Here is a 24,448-nt window from a genome sequence, read left to right on the forward strand (position 1 = left end):
AATGCCAGGGCGATATTAGTTCTCTTGAGCAAGTTCTCTTGAGAGTGAACTCGGATGCATGACCTCGATGACGGGCTGAACAGCGAACGCTGATCGGCCTTGGCTCGCGGTCCTCTGTGGTGTCGAAGCGCTTTCCGCTCAGCAATGAGTGGTTGGCGCGATTTCGTTTTGCGTGAAAGTTTTTTCGCGTAAGGCGGGGCCGAACGGAACGGCTAGTTCCGAGAAGAATTTGCGAAAGCCATTCAAGGTTTCGCGCGAACTAAAGGGTGAAGGCTGACATGCCGACGATCAACCAGCTGATCGCAAATCCGCGTGCGGTGCAGAAGTCACGCAAGAAGGTGCCGGCGCTGCAGCAGTCGCCGCAGAAGCGCGGCGTTTGCACGCGCGTCTACACCACGACCCCGAAGAAGCCGAACTCGGCGCTTCGTAAGGTCGCCAAGGTGCGCCTGACCAACGGCTTCGAAGTGATCGGCTACATCCCGGGTGAAGGCCATAACCTTCAGGAGCACTCGGTGGTCATGATCCGCGGCGGCCGCGTCAAGGACTTGCCCGGCGTTCGCTACCACATCCTCCGCGGCGTCCTCGATACCCAGGGCGTCAAGAACCGTAAGCAGCGTCGTTCGAAGTACGGCGCGAAGCGTCCGAAGTAAGCGGGAACAGATCAGATGTCTCGTCGCCATTCTGCTGAAAAGCGTGAAGTGAACCCGGATCCGAAGTTCGGGAACATCATCATCACGAAGTTCATGAACTCGATCATGTACGACGGCAAGAAGTCCGCCGCCGAGAGCATCGTCTACGGTGCGCTCGCCATGATCGAAGCCAAGACCAAGCAGGGCCCGCTGCCGGTGTTCGAGCAGGCGCTGGAAAACGTCATGCCGACCATCGAAGTGCGTTCGCGCCGCGTCGGTGGCGCCACCTACCAGGTGCCGGTCGAAGTTCGCTCGGTTCGCCGTCAGGCGCTGGGTATTCGCTGGATCATCACTGCAGCGCGCGATCGTAACGAAAAGACGATGACGGAGCGGCTCTCGGCCGAGCTGCTCGACGCGTCGAACAACCGGGGTAACGCCGTCAAGAAGCGTGAAGACGTGCACCGGATGGCGGAAGCCAACCGTGCCTTCTCGCATTATCGCTGGTAACGGCGAAGAACGGATTTAAGGAACAGCCCATGCCCCGCGTTCATGCCATCGAGAACTACCGCAACTTCGGTATTATGGCGCATATCGATGCCGGTAAGACCACGACCACCGAGCGCATCCTTTATTACACCGGCAAGAGCCACAAGATCGGCGAAGTGCACGAAGGTGCCGCGACGATGGACTGGATGGAGCAGGAGCAGGAGCGTGGCATCACGATCACCTCCGCCGCGACCACCGCGTTCTGGAACGGCAAGCGTCTGAACATCATCGACACCCCCGGCCACGTCGACTTCACCATCGAAGTCGAGCGTTCGCTGCGCGTGCTCGACGGCGCGGTGTGCGTGCTCGATTCGAACCAGGGTGTTGAACCGCAGACCGAAACCGTCTGGCGTCAGGGCGACAAGTACAAGGTTCCGCGCATCGTCTTCGCCAACAAGATGGATAAGACAGGCGCCGATTTCTATAAGTGTCTCGACGATATCGTCGACCGCCTCGGCGCCAAGCCGATTGCGATCCAGCTTCCGATCGGCTCCGAGAACAACTTCAAGGGTCTGGTCGACCTCGTCCGCATGAAGGGCGTGGTTTGGGAAGACGAGGCGCTCGGCGCCAACTTCAAGGACATCGATATTCCCGCCGACCTCGCCGACAAGGCGAAGGAATATCGCGAGAAGATGCTGGAAGCCGCCGTCGAGCTCGATGACGACGCGCTTGCGGCCTACCTCGATGGCAAGGAGCCCGATGAGGCGACGCTGAAGCGGCTGATCCGCAAAGCCGTTCTGACCGGCGCCTTCTATCCGGTGCTGTGCGGCTCGGCCTTCAAGAACAAGGGCGTGCAGCCGCTGCTCGACGCCGTCGTCGACTATCTGCCGTCGCCGGTCGACGTGCCTGCGATCAAGGGCACCGACGATGACGGCAACGAGGTCGTGCGCAAGGCCGACGACAAGGAGCCGCTGGCTCTGCTCGCGTTCAAGATCATGGACGACCCGTTCGTCGGCACCATCACCTTCTGCCGCATCTACTCCGGCGTTCTTGCCAGCGGCACCGGTGTGGTCAATTCGACCCGTGAGAAGAAAGAACGTATCGGCCGCATGCTGCTGATGCATGCGAACAACCGCGAAGACATCAAGGAAGCCTATGCCGGCGATATCGTCGCGCTGGCGGGCCTGAAGGAAGCGCGCACCGGTGACACGCTGTGCGATCCCGACAAGCAGGTGATCCTGGAAAAGATGGAATTCCCGGAGCCGGTGATCGAGATCGCGATCGAGCCGAAGTCGAAGGCCGACCAGGAAAAGCTCGGCGTCGCGCTGGCAAAGCTTGCCGCCGAAGATCCGTCGTTCCGCGTGTCGACCGACCAGGAGTCCGGCCAGACCATTCTCAAGGGCATGGGCGAACTCCATCTCGACATCAAGGTCGACATCCTCAGGCGCACCTACAAGGTCGACGCCAACATCGGCGCGCCGCAGGTGGCGTTCCGCGAGCGGGTCACCAAGCGCGCTGAAGTCAAGTACACGCACAAGAAGCAGACCGGCGGTACCGGTCAGTTCGCCGAAGTGTCGATCATCGTCGAGCCGAACGAGCCCGGCAAGGGCTACGAATTCGAATCGAAGATCGTCGGCGGCGCGGTGCCGAAGGAATACATCCCCGGCGTCGAAAAGGGCCTCAACAGCGTGATGGGCTCGGGCGTGGTTGCCGGCTTCCCGGTGGTGGACGTCAAGGTCCAGCTGGTCGACGGCAAGTATCACGACGTCGACTCCTCGGCGCTGGCCTTCGAAATCGCATCGCGCGCGGCTTTCCGCGAAGCGCTGCAGAAGGGTAAGTCCGTTCTGCTCGAGCCGATCATGAAGGTCGAGGTGGTGACCCCGGAAGACTACACCGGTTCCGTCATCGGCGACCTGAATTCGCGGCGCGGCCAGATCCAGGGCCAGGACATGCGCGGCAATGCCAACGTCATCAACGCGATGGTGCCGCTCATGAACATGTTCGGGTACGTGAATAACCTGCGCTCGATGAGCCAGGGACGCGCGACCTTCACGATGCAATTCGATCACTACGCTGAAGCGCCGGCGAACGTGTCGGCAGAAGTCCAGAAGAAGTTTGCCTGATTGTCGTTGGTTCAAAGCTAACGACTGAACGGAGAGTCAAATGGCCAAAGCAAAGTTTGAACGTAATAAACCGCACTGCAACATCGGAACCATCGGTCACGTCGACCATGGCAAGACCTCGCTGACCGCAGCGATCACCAAGGTGCTGGCTGAAACCGGCGGTGCGACGTTCACGGCGTACGACCAGATCGACAAGGCGCCGGAAGAGAAGGCGCGCGGCATCACGATCTCGACCGCCCACGTCGAATACGAAACCACCAACCGGCACTACGCCCACGTCGACTGTCCGGGCCACGCCGACTACGTGAAGAACATGATCACCGGCGCAGCCCAGATGGACGGCGCGATCCTGGTCGTGTCGGCAGCCGACGGCCCAATGCCGCAGACCCGCGAGCACATCCTGCTCGCCCGTCAGGTTGGCGTTCCCGCGCTCGTCGTGTTCCTGAACAAGTGCGACATGGTCGACGATCCGGAACTGCTCGAACTCGTCGAGCTCGAAGTCCGCGAACTGCTCTCGAAGTACGAATTCCCGGGCGACACCATCCCGATCATCAAGGGCTCGGCGCTGGCCGCCCTCGAAGACAAGGACAAGGCGCTGGGCCATGACGCGATCCTCGAGCTGATGAAGCAGGTCGACGCGTACATTCCGCAGCCGGAGCGTCCGATCGACCAGCCGTTCCTGATGCCGGTGGAAGACGTGTTCTCGATCTCGGGCCGCGGTACGGTTGTGACCGGCCGTGTCGAGCGTGGCATCGTCAAGGTCGGCGAGGAAATCGAAATCGTCGGACTTCGCGACACCCAGAAGACCATCGTCACCGGCGTCGAAATGTTCCGCAAGCTGCTCGATCAGGGCCAGGCTGGCGACAACATCGGTGCGCTGCTCCGCGGCACCAAGCGCGAGGAAGTCGAGCGTGGCCAGGTGCTGTGCAAGCCGGGTTCGGTCAAGCCGCACACCAAGTTCAAGGCTGAGGCCTACATCCTGACCAAGGAAGAGGGCGGTCGTCACACCCCGTTCTTCACCAACTACCGGCCCCAGTTCTACTTCCGCACCACCGACGTGACCGGTGTCGTGCATCTGCCCGAAGGCACCGAAATGGTGATGCCGGGCGACAACATCGCGATGGAAGTGCACCTGATCGTGCCGATCGCGATGGAAGAAAAGCTGCGCTTCGCGATCCGTGAAGGCGGCCGCACCGTCGGCGCCGGCGTCGTCGCCTCCATCATCGAGTAAAGAGAAAACGAAAAGCGAATAGCGAATGGTTTCATTCGCTATTCGCCGCTCACTACTCGCATCAAGCGACGAAGAAAGAGACAACGGCAATGAACGGCCAAAATATTCGCATCCGTCTCAAGGCGTTCGACCATCGTATCCTCGATACGTCGACCCGCGAGATCGTGAACACGGCGAAACGTACCGGTGCCCAGGTTCGCGGACCTATCCCGCTGCCCACCCGCATCGAGAAGTTCACCGTCAACCGTTCACCGCACGTCGACAAGAAGAGCCGCGAGCAATTCGAGATGCGCACCCACAAGCGCCTTCTCGACATCGTCGATCCGACCCCGCAGACCGTCGATGCTCTCATGAAGCTCGATCTGGCCGCCGGTGTCGACGTCGAGATCAAGCTCTAAGATTTTCAGGATCGTCCGAAGTTAGCGGACAGAAAGAACAGGAAGCACGCCGATGCGCTCCGGAGTGATCGCACAAAAGGTCGGGATGACGCGGGTCTTTACGGAGACCGGCGAACATATCCCTGTGACCGTGCTGAAGCTGGGCAATTGCCAGGTGCTGGGCCACCGCACGACCGAGAAGAACGGTTACGTCGCGCTGCAGCTCGGTTCGGGCACCCGCAAGACCGTCTATCTGCCGAAGGCAGAACGCGGCCAGTTTGCGGTGTCCAAGGTCGAGCCCAAGCGGAAGGTCACCGAGTTCCGCGTGTCGGAAGACGCGCTGATCCCGGTTGGCGCCGAGATTCAGGCGGACCATTTCGTGGTCGGCCAGTTCGTCGACGTCACCGGTACCTCGGTCGGTAAGGGTTTTGCCGGCGGCATGAAGCGCTGGAATTTCGGCGGTCTGCGCGCCACCCACGGTGTGTCGGTTTCGCATCGTTCGATCGGTTCGACCGGCGGACGTCAGGATCCCGGCAAGACCTTCAAGAACAAGAAGATGCCCGGTCACATGGGTGTCGATCGCATCACCACGCTCAATCTGCGTGTGGTGCAGACCGACGTCGAGCGCGGCCTGATCCTCGTCGAAGGCGCCGTTCCCGGCTCCAAGGGCGGCTGGATCTCGGTGCGCGACGCCGTCAAGAAGCCGCTGCCGAAGGATGCTCCGAAGCCCGGCAAGTTCAAGGTCGCCGGCGGCGAGCAGGCTCAGGCTCCGGCCGAGCAGGAGGGCGCGTGAGATGGAACTGAAAGTCACGACCCTTGAAGGCAAGGAAGCTGGTTCGGTCCAGCTCTCGGACGCGATCTTCGGTCTCGAGCCGCGTGCCGACATCATCCAACGTTGCGTGCAATGGCAGCTCAACAAGCGCCAGGCCGGAACGCACAAGACGCAGGGCCGCGCCGACGTCTGGCGCACCGGCAAGAAGATGTACAAGCAGAAGGGCACCGGCGGCGCCCGTCACGGCTCGGCCCGCGTGCCGCAGTTCCGCGGCGGTGGCCGTGCGTTCGGTCCGGTGGTTCGCTCGCACGCGACCGACCTGCCGAAGAAGGTGCGCGCGCTGGCGCTCAAGCACGCTCTCTCGGCGAAGGCCAAGGACGGCGGCCTGATCGTGATCGACAATGCGCAGATCAAGGACGCCAAGACCAAGGCGCTGGTCGGTCATTTCTCGGGTCTCGGCCTGACCAATGCGCTGATCATCGATGGCGCCGAGTTGCACACCGGTTTCGCGACCGCTGCGCGCAACATTCCGAATATCGACGTGCTGCCGATCCAGGGCATCAACGTCTATGACATTCTGCGTCGTCAGAAGCTCGTGCTGACGAAGGCGGCAGTCGATGCGCTGGAGGCGCGCTTCAAATGAAGAACATCGATCCGCGCCATTACGACGTGATCGTAGCTCCTGTCGTCACCGAAAAGGCGACGGTGGCGTCCGAGCACAACAAGGTCGTGTTCAGGGTCGCCAGCAAGGCGACCAAGCCGCAAATCAAGGAAGCCGTCGAAAAGCTGTTCGACGTCAAGGTGAAGCGCGTGAACACGCTGGTCCGCAAGGGCAAGACCAAGGTGTTCCGCGGCAATTTCGGTTCGCAGTCGGACGTGAAGCGGGCTGTCGTGACCCTCGAAGAGGGCCACCGCATCGACGTCACTACCGGACTATAAGGCGACACAGCGATGGCATTGAAAACATACAATCCGACGACGCCGGGCCAGCGCCAGCTGGTGATGGTCGACCGTTCGGCGCTCTACAAGGGCAAGCCGGTAAAGGCGCTGACCGAGGGCAAGCTCGGCAATGGTGGCCGCAACAACACCGGCCGCATCACCGTGCGTTTCCGCGGCGGCGGCCACAAGAAGTCCTACCGCCTGGTGGACTTCAAGCGGAACAAGGTCGACGTTCCCGCCGTCGTCGAGCGGCTGGAGTACGATCCGAACCGCACCGCGTTCATCGCGCTGATCAAGTATCAGGACGGCGAGCAGGCCTACATCCTGGCGCCGCAGCGTCTGGCTGCGGGCGACACCGTGGTTGCCGGCAACTATGTCGACGTCAAGCCCGGCAATGTCATGCCGCTCGGCAACATGCCGGTCGGCACCATCATCCACAACATCGAGATGAAGATCGGGAAGGGCGGCCAGATCGCGCGTTCGGCCGGCACCTACGCCCAGATCGTCGGCCGCGACCAGGATTACGTCATTCTGCGCCTGAACTCGGGCGAGCAGCGCCTGGTGCACGGCCGTTGCCGCGGCACCATCGGTGCGGTGTCGAACCCCGACCACATGAACATCTCGATCGGCAAGGCCGGCCGCACCCGCTGGCTGGGCTGGCGTCCGCATAACCGCGGCGTCGTCATGAACCCGATCGACCATCCGCACGGCGGCGGCGAAGGCCGCACCTCGGGCGGCCGCCACCCGGTCACCCCGTGGGGCAAGCCGACCAAGGGCAAGAAGACCCGTTCGAACAAGTCGACCAATCGATTCATCCTCCTAAGCCGCCACAAGCGGAAGAAGTAAGGAACGCCGGACATGGTACGTTCAGTCTGGAAAGGCCCGTTCGTCGAAGCGTCTCTGCTCAAGAAGGCAGATACTGCGCGCGCGTCCGGCCGTCACGACGTCATCAAGATCTGGAGCCGCCGCTCGACCATCCTGCCGCAGTTCGTCGGCCTGACGTTCGGTGTCTACAACGGCCAGAAGCATGTGCCGGTATCGATCAACGAGGAAATGGTGGGTCACAAGTTCGGCGAGTTCTCGCCGACCCGTACCTTCCATGGCCATTCTGGCGACAAGAAAGCCAAGAAGGCTTGAGGAATAGACGATGAGCAAACCAAAGCGCGAACGTGTCCTCGCGGACAACGAGGCCAAGGCAGTTGCCCGGATGCTGCGCGTCAGCCCGCAGAAGCTCAATCTTGTCGCGCAGCTGATCCGCGGCCGGAAGGCGTCTGCTGCGCTCGCCGACCTGCAGTTCTCGCGCAAGCGGATCGCGGTCGACGTCAAGAAGTGCCTGGAATCGGCGATCGCGAACGCCGAGAACAACCACGACCTCGAAGTCGACGATCTCGTCGTCGCCGAGGCGCATGTCGGCAACGGCATCGTGATGAAGCGTTTTTCACCGCGCGGCCGCGGCCGTTCGGGACGTATATATAAACCGTTCTCGCACCTGACCATCGTGGTTCGTCAGGTCGAGGCCGAGGCTGGCGCTTAAGGGCGCGGGAGAAAACGATGGGTCAAAAGATCAATCCAATCGGACTGCGTCTCGGCATCAACCGCACGTGGGATTCCCGTTGGTTCGCCGGCAAGAACGAGTACGGCAAGCTGTTGCATGAAGACGTCAAGATCCGCGAGATCCTGCACAAGGAACTCAAGCAGGCGGCCGTCGCCCGCATCGTGATCGAGCGTCCGCACAAGAAGTGCCGCGTGACGATCCATTCGGCGCGTCCGGGTGTGGTGATCGGCAAGAAGGGCGCCGACATCGACAAGCTGCGCAAGCGGGTTGCCGACATCACGGCTTCCGACGTCGTCATCAACATCGTCGAAATCCGCAAGCCCGAACTCGACGCTACCCTGGTCGCCGAATCGATCGCCCAGCAGCTCGAGCGCCGCGTCGCTTTCCGCCGCGCCATGAAGCGGGCGGTGCAGTCGGCGATGCGTCTCGGCGCCGAAGGCATTCGTATCAACTGCTCGGGCCGTCTCGGCGGCGCCGAAATCGCGCGCATGGAGTGGTACCGCGAGGGCCGCGTGCCGTTGCACACGCTGCGCGCCGACATCGACTACGGCGTGGCGACCGCGTTCACGACGTTCGGCACCTGCGGCGTCAAGGTCTGGATCTTCAAGGGCGAGATCCTCGAGCACGATCCGATGGCCCAGGACAAGAAGATGGCCGAAGGCGACAACACACGGCCGCGCCGCGACGCTGCGTGAGACATTAGAGAAGGTTTGAGGGCTTAAAGCCATGATGCAACCAAAGAAAACGAAGTTCCGGAAGGCGCATAAGGGCCGTATCCACGGCGTTGCGACTTCGGGTGCGACGTTGTCGTTCGGTCAATTCGGCCTGAAGGCGATGGCGCCCGAGCGCATCACCGCCCGCCAGATCGAAGCCGCGCGCCGCGCGCTGACCCGTCACATGAAGCGCGCCGGCCGCGTCTGGATCCGCGTGTTTCCGGACCTGCCGGTGTCGAAGAAGCCCGCCGAAGTCCGCATGGGCTCCGGCAAGGGTACGCCGGAATTGTGGGTGGCGCGGGTCAAGCCCGGCCGCGTGATTTTCGAGATCGACGGCGTCACGGTGCAGACCGCGAAGGAAGCGCTTTCGCTCGCCGCCGCCAAGCTGCCGATCAAGACGCGCTTCGTCGCGCGCATTGCGGAGTAACCGTCATGGCCCCGATGAAAGTTGAAGACATCCGCGCGATGAGCGACGACCAGAGGGAGGACGCCGTCCTCAATCTGAAGAAGGAGCGTTTCAACCTGCGTTTCCAGCGCGCCACCGGGCAGCTGGAGAACACCTCGCGGCTGCGTGAAGCCCGCCGCGATATCGCCCGCATCAAGACCATCGCCGCGCAAACGCGCGCGAAGAAGAAGTAAGAGGCCGTATTATGCCGAAACGAACCCTTCAGGGCGTGGTCGTGAGCGACAAGCAAGCCAAGACGGTGGTGGTGCGCGTCGATCGCCGCTTCACCCATCCGATCTACAAGAAGACGATCCGCCGCTCCAAGAACTACCACGCGCACGATGAGAACAACGAGTTCAAGCCGGGCGACATGGTGTGGATCGAGGAGAGCAAGCCGATCTCCAAGTTGAAGCGCTGGACCGTGGTCCGGGGCGAGCAGAAGAAAACGGCCTGAGATTCGTTCGGCTTGGCCGGATGAGTAATCAGGAATAATTTTAGGCGCTAATTCGAGCGCATCAGAAAGAGGACGAGGTGCATCAATGATTCAGATGCAGACCAACCTCGACGTGGCCGATAATTCAGGCGCACGCCGTGTCATGTGCATCAAGGTGCTGGGGGGCTCCAAGCGCCGCTATGCAACCGTGGGCGACGTTATCGTCGTGTCGATCAAGGAAGCGATTCCTCGCGGCAAGGTGAAGAAGGGCGACGTGATGAAGGCCGTCGTGGTGAGGGTCCGCAAGGACATCCGCCGCGCCGACGGCTCGGTCATCCGCTTCGACCGCAACGCCGCCGTGTTGATCAACAACCAGTCGGAGCCGGTCGGCACCCGTATCTTCGGGCCCGTGCCGCGCGAGCTGCGCGCCAAGAACCACATGAAGATCATCTCGCTTGCGCCGGAGGTGCTGTGATGGCTGCCAAGATCCGGAAAGGTGACAAGGTCATCGTGCTGAACGGCCGCGACAAGGGCCGCACCGGCGAAGTATTCGAGGTCCGCCCCGCCGAGAACAAGGCGCTGGTGCGCGGCGTCAACATGGTGAAGCGTCACCAGAAGCAGACCCAGAACCAGGAAGGCGGCATCATCTCCAAGGAGTCGCCGATCCACCTGTCCAACGTCGCCTATGTCGGCAAGGACGGCAAGCCGACCCGCGTGGGCTTCAAGATTCAGGCTGATGGCAAGAAGGTACGCATTGCCAAGAGCTCGGGAGCAGAGATCGATGGCTGATACCGCTTACACACCGCGCCTGCGCGCGGAGTATGACAAGAGCATTCGTGGCCAGCTGACTGAAAAGTTCGGCTATGCCAACGTCATGCAGGTGCCGCGGCTGGAAAAAGTCGTGCTCAACATGGGCGTCGGCGATGCCGTCAACGACCGCAAGAAGGCCGAGACCGCGGCTGGCGAACTGACGCAGATCGCCGGCCAGAAGGCGATCGTGACCTATTCGCGCGTCGCGATCGCGACCTTCAAGCTGCGTGAAAACCAGCCGATCGGCTGCAAGGTCACGCTGCGCAAGGCCAAGATGTACGAGTTCATCGATCGCCTGGTGAACGTGGCGCTGCCGCGCGTGCGTGACTTCCGTGGCCTCAATCCGAAGAGCTTCGATGGCCGCGGCAACTATTCGCTCGGCCTCAAGGAGCACATCATTTTCCCCGAAATCGATTTCGACAAGGTTTCGGAAGCCCGCGGCATGGACATCACGGTCTGCACCACGGCGAAGACCGACGACGAGGCGCGTGCCTTGTTGACCGCATTCAATTTCCCGTTCCGGCAGTGAGACGCAGTTAAAGCCTCTCAAACGCGGAAACCCAGGAGCCAAGCATGGCAAAGAAGAGTTCGATCGAGAAGAACAACCGGCGCAAGCGGATGACGAAGAACGCCGCCCCGCAGCGTGCGAAGCTGAAGGCGATCATCGCCGACAAGACCCGGCCGATGGAAGAGCGGTTCGCGGCGACGCTGAAGCTCGCCCAGATGCCGCGCAATTCGTCGGCGACGCGCATCCGCAACCGCTGCGAGCTGACCGGTCGTCCGCGCTCGAACTACCGCAAGAACAAGCTTTCCCGTATCGCGCTGCGTGAACTCGGCTCCAAGGGCCTGGTTCCCGGGCTCGTGAAGTCGAGCTGGTAAGGAGGGTCGTCAAGATGTCAACGCACGATCCGATTTCCGATCTCATCACCCGCATCCGCAATGCGCAGATGCGTTCGAAGTCCAAGGTCTCGACCCCGGGCTCGAAGATGCGCGCCAGCGTGCTCGAAGTGCTGAAGTCCGAGGGCTACATCCGCGGCTACGCCAGCGTCGAACATGCTTCGGGCCGCAGCGAGCTCGAGATCGAGCTGAAATATTTCGACGGCGAGCCCGTCATTCGCGAGATCGAGCGGGTCTCCAAGCCGGGCCGTCGGGTTTACGCCTCGGTGAAGAACCTGCCGCGGGTGAACAACGGTCTCGGCATTTCGGTGTTGTCGACGCCGAAGGGAATCATGGCTGACCACGCCGCGCGAGACGCGAATGTGGGCGGCGAAATTCTCTTCACGGTGTTCTGAGGAAGGATTTAGAGCCATGTCACGTGTTGGCAAACGGCCTGTGGCGATCCCGTCCGGTGTGACGGCGACCGTCGAGGGACAGACCGTCAAGATGAAGGGGCCGAAGGGCCAGCTTCAGTTCGTCGTGCATGACGACGTTGAAGTGAAGTTCGAGGACGGCGCGGTCAAGGTCGCACCGAAGCTCGAGACCAATCGCGCCCAGGCGATGTACGGCACTGCGCGCGCGCAGGTCGCCAACCTGGTCGAGGGCGTCACCAAGGGTTTCGAGAAGAAGCTCGAGATCACCGGCGTCGGTTACCGTGCCGCGCTGCAGGGCAAGAACCTGCAGCTCGCGCTCGGCTACAGCCACGACGTCGTCTACGCGATCCCGGAAGGCATCACCATCGTGGTGCCGAAGCCGACCGAGATCACGATCACGGGCACCGATTCCCAGCGCGTCGGCCAGGTCGCCGCGGAAATCCGCGCCTACCGTCCGCCGGAGCCCTACAAGGGCAAGGGCGTGAAGTACGCCAACGAATTCATCTTCCGCAAGGAAGGCAAGAAGAAGTAACGGAGCCGGTCATGTCACTCAAGGTCACGAATGCCCGGCGCAAGCAGCGCGTGCGCAACTCGCTGCGCCGGTCCGCCAATGGACGTCCGCGTCTGTCGGTGTTTCGTTCGTCGAAGCACATCTACGCCCAGGTCATCGACGACCTGAAGGGCGAAACGCTGGCTTCCGCCTCGTCGCTGGAAAAGACGATGCGCGAGGGCGGCAATACTGGCGCCAACATCGATGCGGCCAAGGCCGTCGGCAAGCTGCTGGCGGAACGTGCCGTGAAGAACGGCGTCAAGGAAGTGGTGTTCGATCGCGGCAGCTATCTCTACCACGGGCGCGTCAAGGCGCTTGCGGATGCGGCCCGCGAGAGCGGCCTCAGCTTCTAACGAACCGTTTTGGATAATTACGAGGACAGGGGCTTTACTCCCCTAAAGATTGGAAAACACCATGGCAGGTGAACGCGAACGCGGCGGACGCGAACGGAGTAGGGATCGCGAGGAGCGCGACAGCGAGTTCGTCGACAAGCTCGTCCACATCAATCGCGTGGCGAAGGTCGTCAAGGGCGGCAAGCGCTTCGGCTTTGCGGCGCTGGTCGTGATCGGCGACCAGAAGGGCCGGGTCGGTTTCGGTCACGGCAAGGCGCGCGAAGTTCCCGAGGCGATCCGCAAGGCGACCGAGTCGGCCAAGCGCAACCTGACGCGCGTCGCCCTGCGCGAAGGCCGCACGCTGCATCACGACATCGCCGGCCGCCATGGCGCCGGCCGCGTCTACCTGCGCGCGGCTCCGGCCGGTACCGGCATCATCGCCGGCGGCCCGATGCGCGCGGTGTTCGAAACGCTCGGCATCCAGGACGTGGTGGCGAAGTCGATCGGCTCGTCGAATCCCTACAACATGGTTCGCGCCACCTTCGACGCGCTGAAGCATCAGGATTCGCCGCGTTCGGTGGCCGCACGCCGCAACATCAAGGTGTCCACGCTGCAGTCGCGCCGCGTCGGCGGCGATGCCGAAGTGGTGGCTGAATAACCGGCGCGATTTTTAAGCGCTCTTTGGAGTTAAGACGATGGCCAAGGCCGCAAAGATGATCAAGGTCGAGCAGACCGGCAGCGCAATCCGCCGCCATCACTCGCAGCGCGCGACGCTGATCGGCCTCAAGCTCAACAAGATCGGTCGTGTCACCGAGTTGCAGGACACGCCTGCGATTCGCGGCATGATCGCCAAGGTTCAACATCTCGTCCGCATCGTCGGCGAGAAGTAAGTTCGGAGCATGATCCCGAAAAGTGGGTACCGGTTTTCGGTCAAGATCATGCTCCAAGGATAAAGGAAACTAACGATGAAGCTCAGCGATATCGCCGACAACGCCGGCTCGCGCAAGAAGCGCATGCGCGTCGGCCGTGGCATCGGTTCGGGCAAGGGCAAGACTTCGGGCCGCGGCGGCAAGGGCCAGACCGCGCGTTCGGGCGTGCGCATCAAGGGCTTCGAGGGCGGCCAGATGCCGCTGCATCGTCGCCTGCCGAAGCGCGGCTTCAACAACATCTTCCGGCTCGACTTCGCCGAGATCAATCTCGACCGGCTGCAGGAGGCGATTGACGCCAAGCTGGTCGACGCCAAGGAAACCGTCACCGTCGAATCGCTGGTGAAGGCCGGCGTGATCCGTCGCGCCAAGGACGGCCTGCGGCTGCTCGGCCGCGGCGAACTCAAGGCCAAGCTCGCGATCGAGGTGCACGGCGCCTCGAAATCGGCGGTCGCGGCGGTCGAGAAGGCTGGCGGCACGGTGAAGATCCTGGCCCCGGCCAAGAAGGACGAAGGCGAGGCGGCGTAACATCTGCGTCATTGCCCGTTTTGTCGCGGGCAATCCGCACGATAGGATGATGGACTTATCGTAGCCGAGCACCAAATAATGTCCGGCGTCTGCCGATCGCCCCGCCAGGGGCGGCGGCCTGAGGGACGGCGGGAGAAAGCCTGAACATGGTCTCAGCAGCAGAACAACTTGCGGCAAACCTCAACTTCGGCGCACTGGCGAAAGCCGACGAACTGAAGAAGCGCATCTGGTTCACACTGGGTGCGCTGCTTGTTTATCGGCTCGGCACCTATATCCCGCTGCCCGGCATCGATCCCGCGGCCTGGGAGCAGGTGTTCAAGTCGCAGGCCGGCGGCATCCTCGGCATGTTCAACATGTTCGCCGGCGGCGGCATCAACCGCATGGCGATCTTCGCGCTGAACATTATGCCGTACATCTCGGCATCGATCATCATCCAGCTGTTGACCACGGTATCGCCCAAGCTCGAAGCGCTGAAGAAGGAAGGCGAGGCTGGCCGCAAGACGCTGAACCAGTACACCCGCTATCTGACGGTAATCCTGGCCACGTTCCAGGCCTACGGCATCGCCGTTGGCCTCCAGGGCGCCGGCAACGTCGTCAGCGAACCCGGCATGTTCTTCTTGCTCTCCACGACGGTCACGCTGACCGGCGGCACCATGTTCCTGATGTGGCTCGGCGAGCAGATCACCTCGCGCGGCATTGGCAACGGTATTTCGCTGATCATTCTGGCCGGCATCGTTGCCGAGCTGCCGTCTGCTCTCGCCAATATGCTGGAACTGGGACGCCAGGGCGCGCTCTCGACCGGCCTGATCCTGGTCGTGATCGTGATGGCGGTCGTGGTGATCGCCTTCATCGTGTTCATGGAGCGCGCGCAGCGGCGGCTTTTGATCCAGTATCCGAAGCGACAGGTCGGCAACAAGATGTTCGAGGGCCAGTCCTCGCATCTGCCGCTCAAGCTCAACACCTCGGGCGTGATCCCGCCGATCTTCGCCTCGTCGCTGTTGCTGCTGCCGGCGACCGTCGCGAACTTCAATGCCGGCCAGGGCCCGGAATGGTTCCAGTGGCTGAACACGCAGCTCAGCCACGGCCGTCCGCTGTTCCTGATCCTCTACCTGAGCCTGATCGTGTTCTTCGCATTCTTCTACACCGCGATCGTGTTCAACCCGACCGAGACCGCCGACAATCTAAAGAAGCATGGCGGCTTCATCCCGGGCATCCGCCCGGGCGAGCGCACCGCCGAATATATCGATTACGTGCTGTCGCGCGTTACCGTGCTCGGCGCGATCTATCTGGCGATCGTCTGTCTGATTCCCGAGATCCTGATTTCCTATGCTTCGGTGCCGTTCTACTTCGGCGGAACCTCGCTCCTGATCGTCGTCAGCGTGACCATGGATACGGTGGCGCAGGTGCAGGGCTATCTATTGGCCCATCAGTATGAGGGGCTGATCAGGAAATCCAAGCTGAGGGGCCGCCGCCGCTGACGGGCGGCAGGCTGTGGCCTGAAATCCAATACAGGGTGTGCGGCGTTTCGCTCACCAAGCCGGGGGGCGAAAAGTCATGAGATTGATCCTTTTGGGTCCGCCGGGCGCGGGCAAGGGGACCCAGGCGCAGCGGCTGGTTCAGAAGTACGGCCTCGTCCAGCTCTCGACCGGCGAGATGCTGCGCGCGGCGGTTGCGGCCGAAACGCCGGTCGGCCTGCAGGCCAAGGACGTCATGGCCAGCGGCTCGCTGGTTCCGGATGAGATTGTGATCGGGATCATCTCCGACCGCCTCGACCAGCCCGACATGAAGAACGGATTCATCCTCGACGGCTTTCCCCGCACGGTGCCGCAGGCGGCAGCCCTCGACGAACTCCTGAAGAAGAAGCACATCAAGCTCGACGCCGTGGTCGAACTGCGCGTCAACGAGAGCGCGCTGTTGGACCGCGTGGAGACGCGTGTTGCCGAGATGCGGGCGCGCGGCGAGGAAGTGCGAATCGACGATACCCCGGAGGTGCTGTCGAAGCGGCTGGCCAACTACCGCACGCTGACCGAGCCGCTGATTCACTATTATTCGGAGCGGCGGAAGCTCCTGACGGTCGACGGCATGATGACCATCGAGCACGTCACCCGGGAGATCAACCGGATCCTGGCCGCGATCGGGGCGGTGGAACCCAAGGTGGTCTCGGCCAAAAAGGCCGTGGGAGCCGCCAGGAAGACCGCGAAGCCGGCGGGCAAAAAGGTTGCCAAAACCGCCAAGAAGGCCGCCAAAGCGGCTCCAAAGGGCAAGAAAACCACATCCAGCAAGGCCGGAAGGGTGACGGGGGCCGGTCGGAAGGCCGCCCCGGCGGCCAAGGGCAGGGCTGCCGGCACGGCCAAAAAGGCGGCAAAAAAGGCCGTTCGGAAGGCCTCGAAAAAGGTCACGAAAAAGCGAGCTAAGCGATAGAGGCGGTTGACGAAACCGAGTTGAATCCTTTAATAAGCCCCGCATCCAAGTCGGATAGTTTTATGACGATGCCGGGCCCCGAAGCAGATGAGGGGAAGGGCGTCGTGTTCGCGTTTGCGGACACCTGCCCGAGATAGCAAGAACTTAGAGCCGTCCATGAGGGATCGGCGACAGGAGAGAAGTCCGTGGCCCGTATTGCCGGCGTGAATATCCCGACCAACAAGCGCGTCCTGATCGCGCTCCAGTACATTCATGGCATCGGCCAGAAGAACGCGGCCGAGATCGTCGAGAAGGTCAAGATCCCGACGGATCGTCGCGTCAGCCAGCTGAGCGACCAGGAAGTCCTGCAGATCCGCGAAGTGATCGACCGCGACTACCTCGTCGAAGGCGATCTTCGCCGTGAGACCGGTATCAACATCAAGCGTCTGATGGACCTCGGCTGCTATCGCGGCCTGCGTCATCGCCGCGGCCTGCCGGTGCGCGGCCAGCGCACCCATACCAACGCGCGCACGCGCAAGGGCCCGGCCAAGTCGATCGCCGGCAAGAAGAAGTAATTTTCGATTCGAGAGCAGGGGCGGCGTCCATGTACGCCGCTCGTTGCTCAGGTGTAGCCGCTGGCAGTACGGCGGCGTTTGAGATCACAGGAAGGTTTTGGAATGGGCAAGGAAGCCACCCGCGTACGCCGTCGCGAACGCAAGAACATCGCCTCGGGCATCGCGCACGTCAATTCGTCGTTCAACAACACGACCATCACCATCACCGACGCGCAGGGCAACACCATTGCCTGGTCCTCGGCCGGCACGATGGGCTTCAAGGGCTCGCGCAAGTCGACCCCCTATGCCGCGCAGGTCGCGGCCGAAGACGTTTCCAAGAAGGCGCAGGAACACGGCATGCGCACGCTGGAAGTGGAAGTTGCCGGTCCCGGTTCGGGCCGTGAATCGGCGCTTCGTGCGCTACAGGCGGCGGGCTTCACCGTGACGTCGATCCGTGACGTGACGACGATCCCGCACAATGGTTGCCGTCCGCGCAAGCGCCGGCGCGTCTGACGTCTGGTCGCGGGCGGCTCGCGCCGCCTTAGCGATTGTTTTTGGAATTTTGACTGCCGCGGACAGATCCGCGGATCTCCAACGCCGGTGATTTGAAGGCAAATCGACTGGCCGGTCTATTGACCCGAAGGGGTGACAAAGTGACGATCCAGAAAAATTGGCAAGAACTTATTCGACCGAACAAGCTGCAGGTAACGCCGGGCACCGATGCGACCCGGTTTGCGACCGTGGTCGCCGAACCGCTCGAGCGCGGCTTCGGGCAGACGCTCGGTAACGCGCTGCGCCGCATCCTGCTGTCGTCGCTGCAAGGCGCCGCCGTGCAGTCGGTGCACATCGACGGTGTGCTGCACGAGTTCTCTTCCATCGCGGGCGTTCGCGAGGACGTCACCGACATCGTGCTCAACATCAAGGACATCGCGATCAAGATGCAGGGCGAAGGCCCCAAGCGCATGGTCGTGAAGAAGTCCGGCCCGGGCGCCGTCACCGCCGGCGACATCCAGACTGTCGGCGACGTCGTGGTGCTCAATCCCGACCTGCAGATCTGCACGCTGGACGAGGGTGCGGAAATCCGCATGGAGTTCACGGTCGCTTCCGGCAAGGGCTATGTCGCTGCCGAGCGTAACCGGCCCGAGGACGCGCCGATCGGCCTGATCCCGGTCGACAGCCTGTTCTCGCCCGTGCGCAAGGTCTCCTACAAGGTTGAGAACACCCGCGAGGGCCAGATCCTCGACTACGACAAGCTGACCATGACGATCGAGACCAACGGCGCGATCTCGCCGGAAGACGCGGTGGCCTATGCCGCCCGCATCCTGCAGGACCAGCTCAACGTGTTCGTGAACTTCGAAGAGCCGCGCAAGGAAGTCGCGCAGGAGATCATCCCCGATCTCGCCTTCAACCCGGCGTTCCTCAAGAAGGTCGACGAGCTCGAACTGTCGGTGCGTTCGGCCAACTGCCTGAAGAACGACAACATCGTCTACATCGGCGATCTCGTGCAGAAGTCGGAAGCGGAAATGCTCCGCACCCCGAACTTCGGCCGCAAGTCGCTGAACGAGATCAAGGAAGTGCTGGCCCAGATGGGTCTGCATCTCGGCATGGAAGTGCCGGGCTGGCCGCCGGAGAACATCGACGAGCTCGCCAAGCGCTTCGAAGATCACTACTGATCGAACAACAAGTCAGAGCGCGATGATGTTTCATCGCGCTTTTTAACGGGCGAACGCAGGCAGCCCACCTGAGCAACAAGTCCGACGAACCGTCGCGACGAATAGAAGGAATAGTTCAATGCGTCACGGCAAGGTTCATCGTAAGCTCAACCGCACCGCCGAGCATCGCAAAGCGATGTTCGCCAACATGTGCGCCGCGCTGATCAAGCACGAGCAGATCGTCACCACGCTGCCGAAGGCCAAGGAACTTCGCCCGATCGTGGAGAAGCTGGTTACCCTCGGCAAGAAGGGCGGGCTGGCCATGCGTCGCCAGGCGATCTCCGAGATGCGCGACAAGGATCAGGTCAAGAAGCTGTTCGATACGCTGGCGCCCCGCTACAAGGACCGCCAGGGCGGCTACACCCGCATCATCAAGGCCGGCTTCCGCTACGGCGACAATGCGCCGATGGCCGTGATCGAGTTCGTCGACCGCGACGTCGATGCCAAGGGCAAGGATTCCGGCCCGGTGCAGGAGAAGGAAGCCGAAGCGGCGTAAGCTCCGTCTACGTTCGTTTCGAAAGCGGCGCCCCCGGGGGCGCCGTTTTTTATTTGCGCATCTGACGCGCGCTGGCTGCAATTGTGGTCGTACCCGCCGCTCCCGATATCGCTGTCATCAACGATGGAGATGACGGATGAAAATCGATCTTTCGGGCAAGACGGCGCTGGTGACTGGCTCCACCTCCGGTATCGGCCACGCAATTGCCAAGGGCCTCTTTGCTGCAGGCGCGGACGTGGTGATCAATGGCCGGACGCAAGCCAAGGTCGATGCCGTGGCCGCCGCGCTCGGCAAGACTGCTGATAAGGCCGGCGGCAAGGTGCGGGGTGTTGCCGCTGATGTCTCGACGGCGGCAGGATGCAAGGCCCTGGTTGCGGCGCTGCCTGATGTCGACATTCTCATCAATAACGCCGGCATCTTCGAACCCAAGAACTTCTTCGATATTCCGGATGAGGAGTGGAGCCGCTTTTTCGATGTCAACGTGATGTCCGGCATCCGTTTGTCGCGCGCCTACATGCCGGGCATGCTGAAGCGCAATTGGGGCCGTATCGTTTTCATCGCCTCGGAGTCGGCGCTGATGATTCCCAAGGAGATGATCCATTACGGCATGACCAAGACGGCGCAGCTCGCAGTTTCGCGCGGCCTTGCCGAATTGACCCGGGGTACCGCTGTTACCGTCAATTCAGTGATGCCGGGGCCGACCATGTCCGAAGGCGTCGAGACTTTCGTTGCCGATCTCGCCAGGCAGAACGGCCAGTCCGAGCAGGATGCGGCCGCGCAGTTCATCAAGCAGCATCGCCCGGGATCGCTGATCCAGCGCTTTGCCAGCGTCGAGGAGATCGCCAATATGGTGATCTACGTCAGTTCGAAAGAGGCTTCCGCCACCAACGGCGCCGCGCTGCGGGCAGAAGGCGGACTGATTCAGACCATCGCGTGAGGTGAGAGATGTCGGCCTATGCCATTTCCGAAGTCGAGATGCGCGACGCCGCGGGGTTCGAGGCCTACCGCACCATCGCAGCCGAGACGATTGCGAAATACGGCGGTCGCTATCTGGTTCGCGGTGGCACAGCAAGCGTGATCGAAGGCGGTCCGCCGCCGAAGACCATCATCGTCGTCGAATTTCCGACCATGGAACGTTTGCGCGAATGGTACGCCTCGCCGGAATACGCTGAGGCGCTGAAACTGCGGCGGACTGCACTGGATCGGCGGCTGATCTTCGTTGAGGGTGTTGCGCCGGTTTGAGCTTGCAATGGAACGCCGTGCAGAAAGCATCGCGTCATATCGTTGCGCATTCAACGTGCTGCGGTGCTGAATTCTTCTCGGAACAAGAGCGTGAAAAATCTGTTTTTCCTGCAGCCGCGCTGATGCGGTTTGAGGAGGAACCAGATGAAGAAGCTATTCATGATTACGGCGGCAGCGTCGCTGGTTGCGACGATGGCCAACGCTCAGACCACGACCGTCGAGACGACGACCGGCGCCGCCGGCGCGACAGTCCGGATCGAGCCGGAATATCGCACCCGGATCAAGAGCTATGTCACCGAGCAGAAGATCCGCCCGGTGGAGACACGGGAAAGAATTGTGGTTGGCGCCAAGGTGCCGACCGACGTCGAACTCACGGCAGTGCCTTCGGATTGGGGTCCGTCGGTGACGAAGTATCGCTACGTCTATTCAGGCAACCGAGTGATGCTGGTCGATCCCGGCACCCGCACGGTGGTGCATGAAATCGACTAAGGTGCTCTCGTGGCGCCAAGCAAAAAGGGCCGCCAGTCGGGCGGCCCTTTTCATTTCGCTGGATCACCAGCGACGATAGTAGCCGCCGTAATACCGCGGACCATAGAATCGCGGACCGCCATAGTAGGCGTACGCTGGGCGAATTACGCGGCGATAGCGAACCACGGGATAAGAGCCGCCGTAATATCCGCCATAGTAGGCCGGCGCATACCCGCCGCCATAATACCCTCCATAGCCTCCGTAATACGCCGGCGAATAGCCGCCATAGTATCCGTAACCCGGGCCGTAACCGTAACCGTAGCCCGGACCATAGGCGTAAGCGTTCGAAGCAATGCCGCCGATCACCGCGCCCGCGATCAATCCGCCAGCCAAAGCCCCGCCCCAGCCCCAGCCCCCTCCGCGCCAAGCATGCGCCGGCGAAGGTGCTGCTACTGCCGTCAAGCCCAGGACCGCCGCTGCGGCCAGAGCCAAAGGTGCCTTCCTCATGGACCACTCCTTTCCTGAAACCAACATCCGTTCAACACATTGGGGTGAAGTTCGTTGCTAGAGGTGCCGGTTCCGGACGGCTTCACCCGCAGATTTAACTTTCATGAACAAGTGCCAGGGACGGCGCGGACGTACGCGGCCGTTCCGACCGTGAGGATCGTCAAATTCTTCGAGGTTTGGAACTCAAGGCTCCGTGAGCCTGTACCGTTGCCAAACTGCCGGGGAAATCGCACGTCCCGGTCGACCCGCCGGCGGCCGGATGGCGATGGCGCGGTCCCGGTCTCTAGCCGGGCAGAGGCGGACGCGGAGCTGGCGGACGACGGCGCTCTCGTTGCCGTGCCCGTGCGGGTTGAGGGGAAGCAGGAAGCGGTCGAGCTCGCTTTGCGGCCTCAGTCGAAATCCAGGAAACCCGGCCGGGAGGACATCGGTGGCTGGCGGCGCAGCCAGGTGAGATCGGGGACGGGGCGGGCCGTCTCCGGATTGGCGCCAAGCAGCGCCTCGATCTCTCGGGCAACTGAAAGCGTCACGACATCGCCGCCGCGCGGGCCGATGATCTGGATACCGAACGGCAATCCGGCGCTGTCGCGGCCGGCCGGTACCGCCACCACCGGGTGTCCGGCATTGGTCACGGCATAGGCCAGCGCCAGCCAGTGGAAATAGCTTTTGGTCGGCGTGCCGTCGATCGTGGCCGGGTAGAGCTCCGACCACGGCCGCGGGCTGATCGTGACCGCAGGCGCAATGACAAAATCATGTTCGCCGAAGAATTGTTGCCAACTCCGGTAGAGCGCGGTCTGCAGCGAAAGCGCACGCGCCACGTCGAGGGCGGAATAGCCGAGCCCCTCGGCCACGTTGTCGCGAATATTGGGCCCCACCTTGTCCGGATATTTCTCGGCAAGCTCCCGGTGACGCCCCAGAAATGCGACCGCGCGCAAAACCCGGAACACCTCGTCGGCATGGCTGCAATCCGGATGGGTCCATTCGAGACTGCGGAAGGCCGATCCAAACGTCGCGAGCTTTTTCCTGAACGTCTCGGCGATGGCGCGCTCCGTCGGCGCAAATCCGAAATCGTGTGTCGCCGCGATACGCAAGGTGGCGAGATCGGTCCTTGGCGGATCGCGGTAGGTCTCGCGCACGGGCGCTCCGCCGGCGTGAAGGATCGCCGACAGCGGATCGCGTGCGTCGCGATCCAGCATGCAGGAAAGCATCAGGCAGGCGTCCGATACATTTCTTGCCATCGGCCCGAGCTGCGAGATCTGCAGCCATGCCATGTTGCGGCTGTTGCTGGCGATCAGCCCGGGCGAGGGGCGGAAACCGACGACGCCGCAAAACGCGGCGGGGTTTCTGACCGAGCCGCCGGTGTCCGAACCGGTCGCCAGCGGCACCATGCCGGTGGCAAGCGCCACCGCCGATCCGCCGGACGAGCCGGCGGCGGAGCGCTCGGGGTCAAAGGGATTGCCGGTGGCGCCATGCAGCGCGTTGCGGGTGTTGCCGCCCGCGCCCCATTCGGGGACGTTGGTCTTGCCGACGACGATGGCGCCGGCGCGCTTGAGCATCGCGACGATCGCTTCATCTTCAGCCGCGATGTTGTCGGCAAACAGCACGCTGCCGAAACTCGTCGGCAGCCCCTTGGCGTCGATCAGGTCTTTCACCCCGAGCGGAAGCCCGTGCAGCGGCCCGAGGTTATCGCCGCGCATCACGGCCGCCTCGCTCTCCTGCGCCGTTGCGCGCGCCGTTTCGAACGAGCGCGCAATGACCGCGTTGACGGCAGGATCGATCTCCTCGATCCGCCGGATGCAGCTGTCCATGAGTTCGACCGGCGAAAGCTTGCGCTCGCCGATCAGCGCCCGGGCCGTTACCGCGGGCAGATCGCACGGCTCGGTCATGTCAGGATTACTCTTCCTTGATGCCACCCTTGCGGGCCAGTTCCTTCATCTCGGCGGTTTCCTTGGCGATGAAGCCCGGCCAGTCCGGATAGCGCTTGAAGGCGGCTTCGTACCCGACCTTCTTAAAGCGCTCAATCACCGAAGGACTTGCGACCACCTCTTCCAGCACCGAGGTCAGCCGGTCGCGGATGGCCGGCGGGATTCCCTTGGGCGCGACTACGGTACCCCAGGAGACAAGATCGATATTGGGATAGCCGAGTTCGGCGAGCGTCGGAACGTCGGGAAGGAATTGCGAGCGCTTGGCGGAGAACACCGCCAGCGGGCGAATCGTGCCGGCTTCGAGCAGCGGCCTGATCGCGATCACGGTGTCCACGTGGTACTCGATATGCTTGCCCATCAGGTCGTTCATCGCCGGCGCGCTGCCTTTGTAGGGCAAGTGCACCATCTTGATGCCGGCGCTCGATTTGAACAGCTCGCCGGCAAAATGCGAAATGGTCGCCACGCCAAAGGAGGCCAGCGACAGCTTGTCGGGATTGGCCTTCGCGGCCGCGACCAGCGCCGCGACGTCCTTGATCGGATTGTCGCGATGGGTCACCAGCACCATGGTGAGGGTGCCGGTCTGGCCGATCGGCTCGAAATCCTTCGCGCTGTCGTACGGCACGTTCTCCTTCACCGCATTCTGCAGGGTGAAGGTCGAATTCGAGCTGGAGAGCAGGGTGTAGCCGTCGGGCGCCGCGTTGGCGGCTTCCTTCGCTGCGATCGTGGTACCGCCGCCGGGGCGATTGAGCACGATCACGGGCTTGCCCAGACGCGCCTCGATCTCGCCGGCAACGATGCGTCCGACGACATCGGAGGCGCCGCCGGCTGGAAAGGGCACGATCAACTGCAGCGGTTTTTCGGGGTAGTTGGCTTGCGCCGTTGCAATCGACGGACAGGCTGCCACACAGGCCGACGCGATCGCGGCCGCCAGAAACTTACGCAACATATCGAAACAGGCCTCCTGTCTTCCTTAACCCGGCAATTCGCG

37 protein-coding genes are annotated in these 24,448 nt (G+C 62.5%); 34 read left to right on the forward strand and 3 right to left on the reverse strand.

What is annotated here, in order from left to right:
• Positions 1 to 278: 278 nt before the first annotated feature.
• The 34 genes from rpsL (at position 279) to KIP88_RS27215 (ending at position 21,052) form a co-directional block, all read left to right on the forward strand.
• Positions 279 to 650 carry a 30S ribosomal protein S12 gene (gene rpsL / locus KIP88_RS27050; RefSeq protein WP_025588683.1) on the forward strand — a complete coding sequence of 124 codons (372 nt, stop codon included), beginning with the start codon at positions 279 to 281 and terminating at the stop codon, positions 648 to 650.
• Between the two features lie 15 nt (positions 651 to 665).
• Positions 666 to 1,136, forward strand: coding sequence for a 30S ribosomal protein S7 (gene rpsG, locus KIP88_RS27055; protein WP_192733871.1), 471 nt, complete (start codon positions 666 to 668; stop codon positions 1,134 to 1,136).
• A 29-nt stretch (positions 1,137 to 1,165) separates the two neighbouring features.
• Positions 1,166 to 3,238 carry an elongation factor G gene (gene fusA, locus KIP88_RS27060; RefSeq protein WP_214491131.1) on the forward strand — a complete coding sequence of 691 codons (2,073 nt, stop codon included), beginning with the start codon at positions 1,166 to 1,168 and terminating at the stop codon, positions 3,236 to 3,238.
• Positions 3,239 to 3,278: 40 nt separating this feature from the next.
• The gene (gene tuf, locus KIP88_RS27065) at positions 3,279 to 4,469 is read left to right on the forward strand and encodes an elongation factor Tu (protein ID WP_108518078.1); all 1,191 of its coding nucleotides are present in this window, start codon (positions 3,279 to 3,281) and stop codon (positions 4,467 to 4,469) included.
• Positions 4,470 to 4,558: 89 nt separating this feature from the next.
• The gene (gene rpsJ / locus KIP88_RS27070) at positions 4,559 to 4,867 is read left to right on the forward strand and encodes a 30S ribosomal protein S10 (protein ID WP_002712302.1); all 309 of its coding nucleotides are present in this window, start codon (positions 4,559 to 4,561) and stop codon (positions 4,865 to 4,867) included.
• A 52-nt stretch (positions 4,868 to 4,919) separates the two neighbouring features.
• Positions 4,920 to 5,639, forward strand: a complete 720-nt coding sequence (gene rplC, locus KIP88_RS27075) for a 50S ribosomal protein L3 (protein WP_025588659.1) — start codon at positions 4,920 to 4,922, stop codon at positions 5,637 to 5,639.
• A 1-nt stretch (position 5,640) separates the two neighbouring features.
• Positions 5,641 to 6,261 (forward strand): 50S ribosomal protein L4, encoded by a 621-nt coding sequence (rplD, locus tag KIP88_RS27080; RefSeq protein WP_214491132.1) that lies wholly within the window; start codon positions 5,641 to 5,643, stop codon positions 6,259 to 6,261.
• Positions 6,258 to 6,557 (forward strand): 50S ribosomal protein L23, encoded by a 300-nt coding sequence (locus KIP88_RS27085; protein WP_108518085.1) that lies wholly within the window; start codon positions 6,258 to 6,260, stop codon positions 6,555 to 6,557. The genes rplD and KIP88_RS27085 overlap by 4 nt, the downstream gene beginning before the upstream one ends.
• A 12-nt stretch (positions 6,558 to 6,569) precedes the next feature.
• Complete coding sequence (gene rplB / locus KIP88_RS27090; RefSeq protein ID WP_212420848.1) at positions 6,570 to 7,403, forward strand: 50S ribosomal protein L2; 834 nt, start codon at positions 6,570 to 6,572, stop codon at positions 7,401 to 7,403.
• Positions 7,404 to 7,415: 12 nt separating this feature from the next.
• Entirely contained in the window at positions 7,416 to 7,694 is a 279-nt protein-coding gene (gene rpsS / locus KIP88_RS27095) for a 30S ribosomal protein S19 (RefSeq protein WP_214491133.1), read from the forward strand.
• A gap of 10 nt (positions 7,695 to 7,704) precedes the next feature.
• On the forward strand, positions 7,705 to 8,091 hold the full coding sequence (gene rplV, locus KIP88_RS27100) for a 50S ribosomal protein L22 (RefSeq protein ID WP_192733864.1): 387 nt from the start codon (positions 7,705 to 7,707) through the stop codon (positions 8,089 to 8,091).
• A gap of 17 nt (positions 8,092 to 8,108) precedes the next feature.
• Positions 8,109 to 8,807, forward strand: coding sequence for a 30S ribosomal protein S3 (gene rpsC / locus KIP88_RS27105; protein ID WP_074828492.1), 699 nt, complete (start codon positions 8,109 to 8,111; stop codon positions 8,805 to 8,807).
• 31 nt (positions 8,808 to 8,838) lie between these two features.
• On the forward strand, positions 8,839 to 9,252 hold the full coding sequence (gene rplP / locus KIP88_RS27110; RefSeq protein WP_025588649.1) for a 50S ribosomal protein L16: 414 nt from the start codon (positions 8,839 to 8,841) through the stop codon (positions 9,250 to 9,252).
• 5 nt (positions 9,253 to 9,257) lie between these two features.
• On the forward strand, positions 9,258 to 9,464 hold the full coding sequence (gene rpmC / locus KIP88_RS27115; RefSeq protein WP_108518096.1) for a 50S ribosomal protein L29: 207 nt from the start codon (positions 9,258 to 9,260) through the stop codon (positions 9,462 to 9,464).
• A gap of 11 nt (positions 9,465 to 9,475) precedes the next feature.
• On the forward strand, positions 9,476 to 9,724 hold the full coding sequence (rpsQ, locus tag KIP88_RS27120; RefSeq protein ID WP_009797129.1) for a 30S ribosomal protein S17: 249 nt from the start codon (positions 9,476 to 9,478) through the stop codon (positions 9,722 to 9,724).
• A gap of 85 nt (positions 9,725 to 9,809) precedes the next feature.
• Positions 9,810 to 10,178, forward strand: a complete 369-nt coding sequence (rplN, locus tag KIP88_RS27125; RefSeq protein ID WP_011473865.1) for a 50S ribosomal protein L14 — start codon at positions 9,810 to 9,812, stop codon at positions 10,176 to 10,178.
• On the forward strand, positions 10,178 to 10,492 hold the full coding sequence (gene rplX / locus KIP88_RS27130) for a 50S ribosomal protein L24 (protein ID WP_214491134.1): 315 nt from the start codon (positions 10,178 to 10,180) through the stop codon (positions 10,490 to 10,492). Before rplN ends, rplX begins: the two co-directional genes overlap by 1 nt.
• Positions 10,485 to 11,042, forward strand: coding sequence for a 50S ribosomal protein L5 (gene rplE, locus KIP88_RS27135; protein WP_214491135.1), 558 nt, complete (start codon positions 10,485 to 10,487; stop codon positions 11,040 to 11,042). The genes rplX and rplE overlap by 8 nt, the downstream gene beginning before the upstream one ends.
• A 44-nt stretch (positions 11,043 to 11,086) precedes the next feature.
• Positions 11,087 to 11,392 carry a 30S ribosomal protein S14 gene (gene rpsN / locus KIP88_RS27140; RefSeq protein ID WP_025588640.1) on the forward strand — a complete coding sequence of 102 codons (306 nt, stop codon included), beginning with the start codon at positions 11,087 to 11,089 and terminating at the stop codon, positions 11,390 to 11,392.
• 14 nt (positions 11,393 to 11,406) lie between these two features.
• Positions 11,407 to 11,805 (forward strand): 30S ribosomal protein S8, encoded by a 399-nt coding sequence (gene rpsH / locus KIP88_RS27145; protein ID WP_057834252.1) that lies wholly within the window; start codon positions 11,407 to 11,409, stop codon positions 11,803 to 11,805.
• 16 nt (positions 11,806 to 11,821) lie between these two features.
• The gene (rplF, locus tag KIP88_RS27150) at positions 11,822 to 12,355 is read left to right on the forward strand and encodes a 50S ribosomal protein L6 (RefSeq protein ID WP_214491136.1); all 534 of its coding nucleotides are present in this window, start codon (positions 11,822 to 11,824) and stop codon (positions 12,353 to 12,355) included.
• A gap of 11 nt (positions 12,356 to 12,366) precedes the next feature.
• Positions 12,367 to 12,726, forward strand: coding sequence for a 50S ribosomal protein L18 (gene rplR / locus KIP88_RS27155; RefSeq protein WP_214491137.1), 360 nt, complete (start codon positions 12,367 to 12,369; stop codon positions 12,724 to 12,726).
• Positions 12,727 to 12,787: 61 nt separating this feature from the next.
• The gene (gene rpsE / locus KIP88_RS27160) at positions 12,788 to 13,363 is read left to right on the forward strand and encodes a 30S ribosomal protein S5 (RefSeq protein WP_028349043.1); all 576 of its coding nucleotides are present in this window, start codon (positions 12,788 to 12,790) and stop codon (positions 13,361 to 13,363) included.
• Positions 13,364 to 13,400: 37 nt separating this feature from the next.
• A complete protein-coding gene (gene rpmD, locus KIP88_RS27165) occupies positions 13,401 to 13,595 on the forward strand; it encodes a 50S ribosomal protein L30 (RefSeq protein ID WP_214491138.1) in 195 nt (64 codons plus the stop codon).
• Positions 13,596 to 13,670: 75 nt separating this feature from the next.
• Positions 13,671 to 14,159, forward strand: a complete 489-nt coding sequence (gene rplO, locus KIP88_RS27170; RefSeq protein ID WP_108518109.1) for a 50S ribosomal protein L15 — start codon at positions 13,671 to 13,673, stop codon at positions 14,157 to 14,159.
• Positions 14,160 to 14,305: 146 nt separating this feature from the next.
• Positions 14,306 to 15,637, forward strand: coding sequence for a preprotein translocase subunit SecY (secY, locus tag KIP88_RS27175; RefSeq protein ID WP_214491139.1), 1,332 nt, complete (start codon positions 14,306 to 14,308; stop codon positions 15,635 to 15,637).
• Positions 15,638 to 15,713: 76 nt separating this feature from the next.
• Positions 15,714 to 16,580 carry an adenylate kinase gene (locus KIP88_RS27180; protein ID WP_214491140.1) on the forward strand — a complete coding sequence of 289 codons (867 nt, stop codon included), beginning with the start codon at positions 15,714 to 15,716 and terminating at the stop codon, positions 16,578 to 16,580.
• A gap of 185 nt (positions 16,581 to 16,765) precedes the next feature.
• Positions 16,766 to 17,134: a 30S ribosomal protein S13 gene (rpsM, locus tag KIP88_RS27185; protein WP_214491141.1), complete on the forward strand. Its 369-nt coding sequence runs from the start codon at positions 16,766 to 16,768 to the stop codon at positions 17,132 to 17,134.
• A gap of 102 nt (positions 17,135 to 17,236) precedes the next feature.
• On the forward strand, positions 17,237 to 17,626 hold the full coding sequence (gene rpsK, locus KIP88_RS27190) for a 30S ribosomal protein S11 (protein WP_006021048.1): 390 nt from the start codon (positions 17,237 to 17,239) through the stop codon (positions 17,624 to 17,626).
• A gap of 119 nt (positions 17,627 to 17,745) precedes the next feature.
• Positions 17,746 to 18,786 (forward strand): DNA-directed RNA polymerase subunit alpha, encoded by a 1,041-nt coding sequence (locus KIP88_RS27195; protein WP_214491142.1) that lies wholly within the window; start codon positions 17,746 to 17,748, stop codon positions 18,784 to 18,786.
• Positions 18,787 to 18,904: 118 nt separating this feature from the next.
• Positions 18,905 to 19,321 carry a 50S ribosomal protein L17 gene (gene rplQ, locus KIP88_RS27200; protein WP_214491143.1) on the forward strand — a complete coding sequence of 139 codons (417 nt, stop codon included), beginning with the start codon at positions 18,905 to 18,907 and terminating at the stop codon, positions 19,319 to 19,321.
• 136 nt (positions 19,322 to 19,457) lie between these two features.
• Positions 19,458 to 20,258: an SDR family NAD(P)-dependent oxidoreductase gene (locus KIP88_RS27205; RefSeq protein WP_214491144.1), complete on the forward strand. Its 801-nt coding sequence runs from the start codon at positions 19,458 to 19,460 to the stop codon at positions 20,256 to 20,258.
• 8 nt (positions 20,259 to 20,266) lie between these two features.
• A complete protein-coding gene (locus tag KIP88_RS27210) occupies positions 20,267 to 20,563 on the forward strand; it encodes a DUF1330 domain-containing protein (protein WP_214491145.1) in 297 nt (98 codons plus the stop codon).
• Positions 20,564 to 20,707: 144 nt separating this feature from the next.
• Positions 20,708 to 21,052: a DUF1236 domain-containing protein gene (locus KIP88_RS27215; protein ID WP_214491146.1), complete on the forward strand. Its 345-nt coding sequence runs from the start codon at positions 20,708 to 20,710 to the stop codon at positions 21,050 to 21,052.
• 63 nt (positions 21,053 to 21,115) lie between these two features.
• Here KIP88_RS27215 and KIP88_RS27220 read toward each other — a convergent pair whose 3' ends face one another.
• From KIP88_RS27220 to KIP88_RS27230, 3 genes are all read right to left on the reverse strand, one after another.
• Positions 21,116 to 21,538: a hypothetical protein gene (locus KIP88_RS27220; protein ID WP_214491147.1), complete on the reverse strand. Its 423-nt coding sequence runs from the start codon at positions 21,536 to 21,538 to the stop codon at positions 21,116 to 21,118.
• Between the two features lie 389 nt (positions 21,539 to 21,927).
• A complete protein-coding gene (locus tag KIP88_RS27225; RefSeq protein ID WP_214491148.1) occupies positions 21,928 to 23,421 on the reverse strand; it encodes an amidase in 1,494 nt (497 codons plus the stop codon).
• Between the two features lie 7 nt (positions 23,422 to 23,428).
• Positions 23,429 to 24,406 carry a tripartite tricarboxylate transporter substrate binding protein gene (locus KIP88_RS27230; protein ID WP_214491149.1) on the reverse strand — a complete coding sequence of 326 codons (978 nt, stop codon included), beginning with the start codon at positions 24,404 to 24,406 and terminating at the stop codon, positions 23,429 to 23,431.
• Between the last annotated feature and the right edge of the window lie 42 nt (positions 24,407 to 24,448).

Source organism: Bradyrhizobium sp. SRL28 (assembly GCF_018596315.1).
GTDB lineage: Bacteria > Pseudomonadota > Alphaproteobacteria > Rhizobiales > Xanthobacteraceae > Bradyrhizobium.

Coding starts and splice junctions, on each gene's coding strand:
- rplB (WP_212420848.1), top strand. CDS start 6,570: ATGGCATTGAAAACATACAATCCGACGACGCCGGGCCAGCGCCAGCTG.
- KIP88_RS27220 (WP_214491147.1), bottom strand. CDS start 21,538: ATGAGGAAGGCACCTTTGGCTCTGGCCGCAGCGGCGGTCCTGGGCTTG.
- rpmC (WP_108518096.1), top strand. CDS start 9,258: ATGGCCCCGATGAAAGTTGAAGACATCCGCGCGATGAGCGACGACCAG.
- rpsC (WP_074828492.1), top strand. CDS start 8,109: ATGGGTCAAAAGATCAATCCAATCGGACTGCGTCTCGGCATCAACCGC.
- rplD (WP_214491132.1), top strand. CDS start 5,641: ATGGAACTGAAAGTCACGACCCTTGAAGGCAAGGAAGCTGGTTCGGTC.
- secY (WP_214491139.1), top strand. CDS start 14,306: ATGGTCTCAGCAGCAGAACAACTTGCGGCAAACCTCAACTTCGGCGCA.
- rplX (WP_214491134.1), top strand. CDS start 10,178: ATGGCTGCCAAGATCCGGAAAGGTGACAAGGTCATCGTGCTGAACGGC.
- fusA (WP_214491131.1), top strand. CDS start 1,166: ATGCCCCGCGTTCATGCCATCGAGAACTACCGCAACTTCGGTATTATG.
- rplO (WP_108518109.1), top strand. CDS start 13,671: ATGAAGCTCAGCGATATCGCCGACAACGCCGGCTCGCGCAAGAAGCGC.
- rpsG (WP_192733871.1), top strand. CDS start 666: ATGTCTCGTCGCCATTCTGCTGAAAAGCGTGAAGTGAACCCGGATCCG.
- KIP88_RS27180 (WP_214491140.1), top strand. CDS start 15,714: ATGAGATTGATCCTTTTGGGTCCGCCGGGCGCGGGCAAGGGGACCCAG.
- rplQ (WP_214491143.1), top strand. CDS start 18,905: ATGCGTCACGGCAAGGTTCATCGTAAGCTCAACCGCACCGCCGAGCAT.
- rpsL (WP_025588683.1), top strand. CDS start 279: ATGCCGACGATCAACCAGCTGATCGCAAATCCGCGTGCGGTGCAGAAG.
- rpsK (WP_006021048.1), top strand. CDS start 17,237: ATGGGCAAGGAAGCCACCCGCGTACGCCGTCGCGAACGCAAGAACATC.
- tuf (WP_108518078.1), top strand. CDS start 3,279: ATGGCCAAAGCAAAGTTTGAACGTAATAAACCGCACTGCAACATCGGA.
- rplV (WP_192733864.1), top strand. CDS start 7,705: ATGAGCAAACCAAAGCGCGAACGTGTCCTCGCGGACAACGAGGCCAAG.
- KIP88_RS27205 (WP_214491144.1), top strand. CDS start 19,458: ATGAAAATCGATCTTTCGGGCAAGACGGCGCTGGTGACTGGCTCCACC.
- KIP88_RS27085 (WP_108518085.1), top strand. CDS start 6,258: ATGAAGAACATCGATCCGCGCCATTACGACGTGATCGTAGCTCCTGTC.
- KIP88_RS27225 (WP_214491148.1), bottom strand. CDS start 23,421: ATGACCGAGCCGTGCGATCTGCCCGCGGTAACGGCCCGGGCGCTGATC.
- rpsH (WP_057834252.1), top strand. CDS start 11,407: ATGTCAACGCACGATCCGATTTCCGATCTCATCACCCGCATCCGCAAT.
- KIP88_RS27210 (WP_214491145.1), top strand. CDS start 20,267: ATGTCGGCCTATGCCATTTCCGAAGTCGAGATGCGCGACGCCGCGGGG.
- rplF (WP_214491136.1), top strand. CDS start 11,822: ATGTCACGTGTTGGCAAACGGCCTGTGGCGATCCCGTCCGGTGTGACG.
- rplE (WP_214491135.1), top strand. CDS start 10,485: ATGGCTGATACCGCTTACACACCGCGCCTGCGCGCGGAGTATGACAAG.
- rpsJ (WP_002712302.1), top strand. CDS start 4,559: ATGAACGGCCAAAATATTCGCATCCGTCTCAAGGCGTTCGACCATCGT.
- rpsS (WP_214491133.1), top strand. CDS start 7,416: ATGGTACGTTCAGTCTGGAAAGGCCCGTTCGTCGAAGCGTCTCTGCTC.
- rpsN (WP_025588640.1), top strand. CDS start 11,087: ATGGCAAAGAAGAGTTCGATCGAGAAGAACAACCGGCGCAAGCGGATG.
- rplN (WP_011473865.1), top strand. CDS start 9,810: ATGATTCAGATGCAGACCAACCTCGACGTGGCCGATAATTCAGGCGCA.
- rpsQ (WP_009797129.1), top strand. CDS start 9,476: ATGCCGAAACGAACCCTTCAGGGCGTGGTCGTGAGCGACAAGCAAGCC.
- rpsE (WP_028349043.1), top strand. CDS start 12,788: ATGGCAGGTGAACGCGAACGCGGCGGACGCGAACGGAGTAGGGATCGC.
- rpmD (WP_214491138.1), top strand. CDS start 13,401: ATGGCCAAGGCCGCAAAGATGATCAAGGTCGAGCAGACCGGCAGCGCA.
- KIP88_RS27230 (WP_214491149.1), bottom strand. CDS start 24,406: ATGTTGCGTAAGTTTCTGGCGGCCGCGATCGCGTCGGCCTGTGTGGCA.
- KIP88_RS27215 (WP_214491146.1), top strand. CDS start 20,708: ATGAAGAAGCTATTCATGATTACGGCGGCAGCGTCGCTGGTTGCGACG.
- rplC (WP_025588659.1), top strand. CDS start 4,920: ATGCGCTCCGGAGTGATCGCACAAAAGGTCGGGATGACGCGGGTCTTT.
- rplP (WP_025588649.1), top strand. CDS start 8,839: ATGATGCAACCAAAGAAAACGAAGTTCCGGAAGGCGCATAAGGGCCGT.
- rplR (WP_214491137.1), top strand. CDS start 12,367: ATGTCACTCAAGGTCACGAATGCCCGGCGCAAGCAGCGCGTGCGCAAC.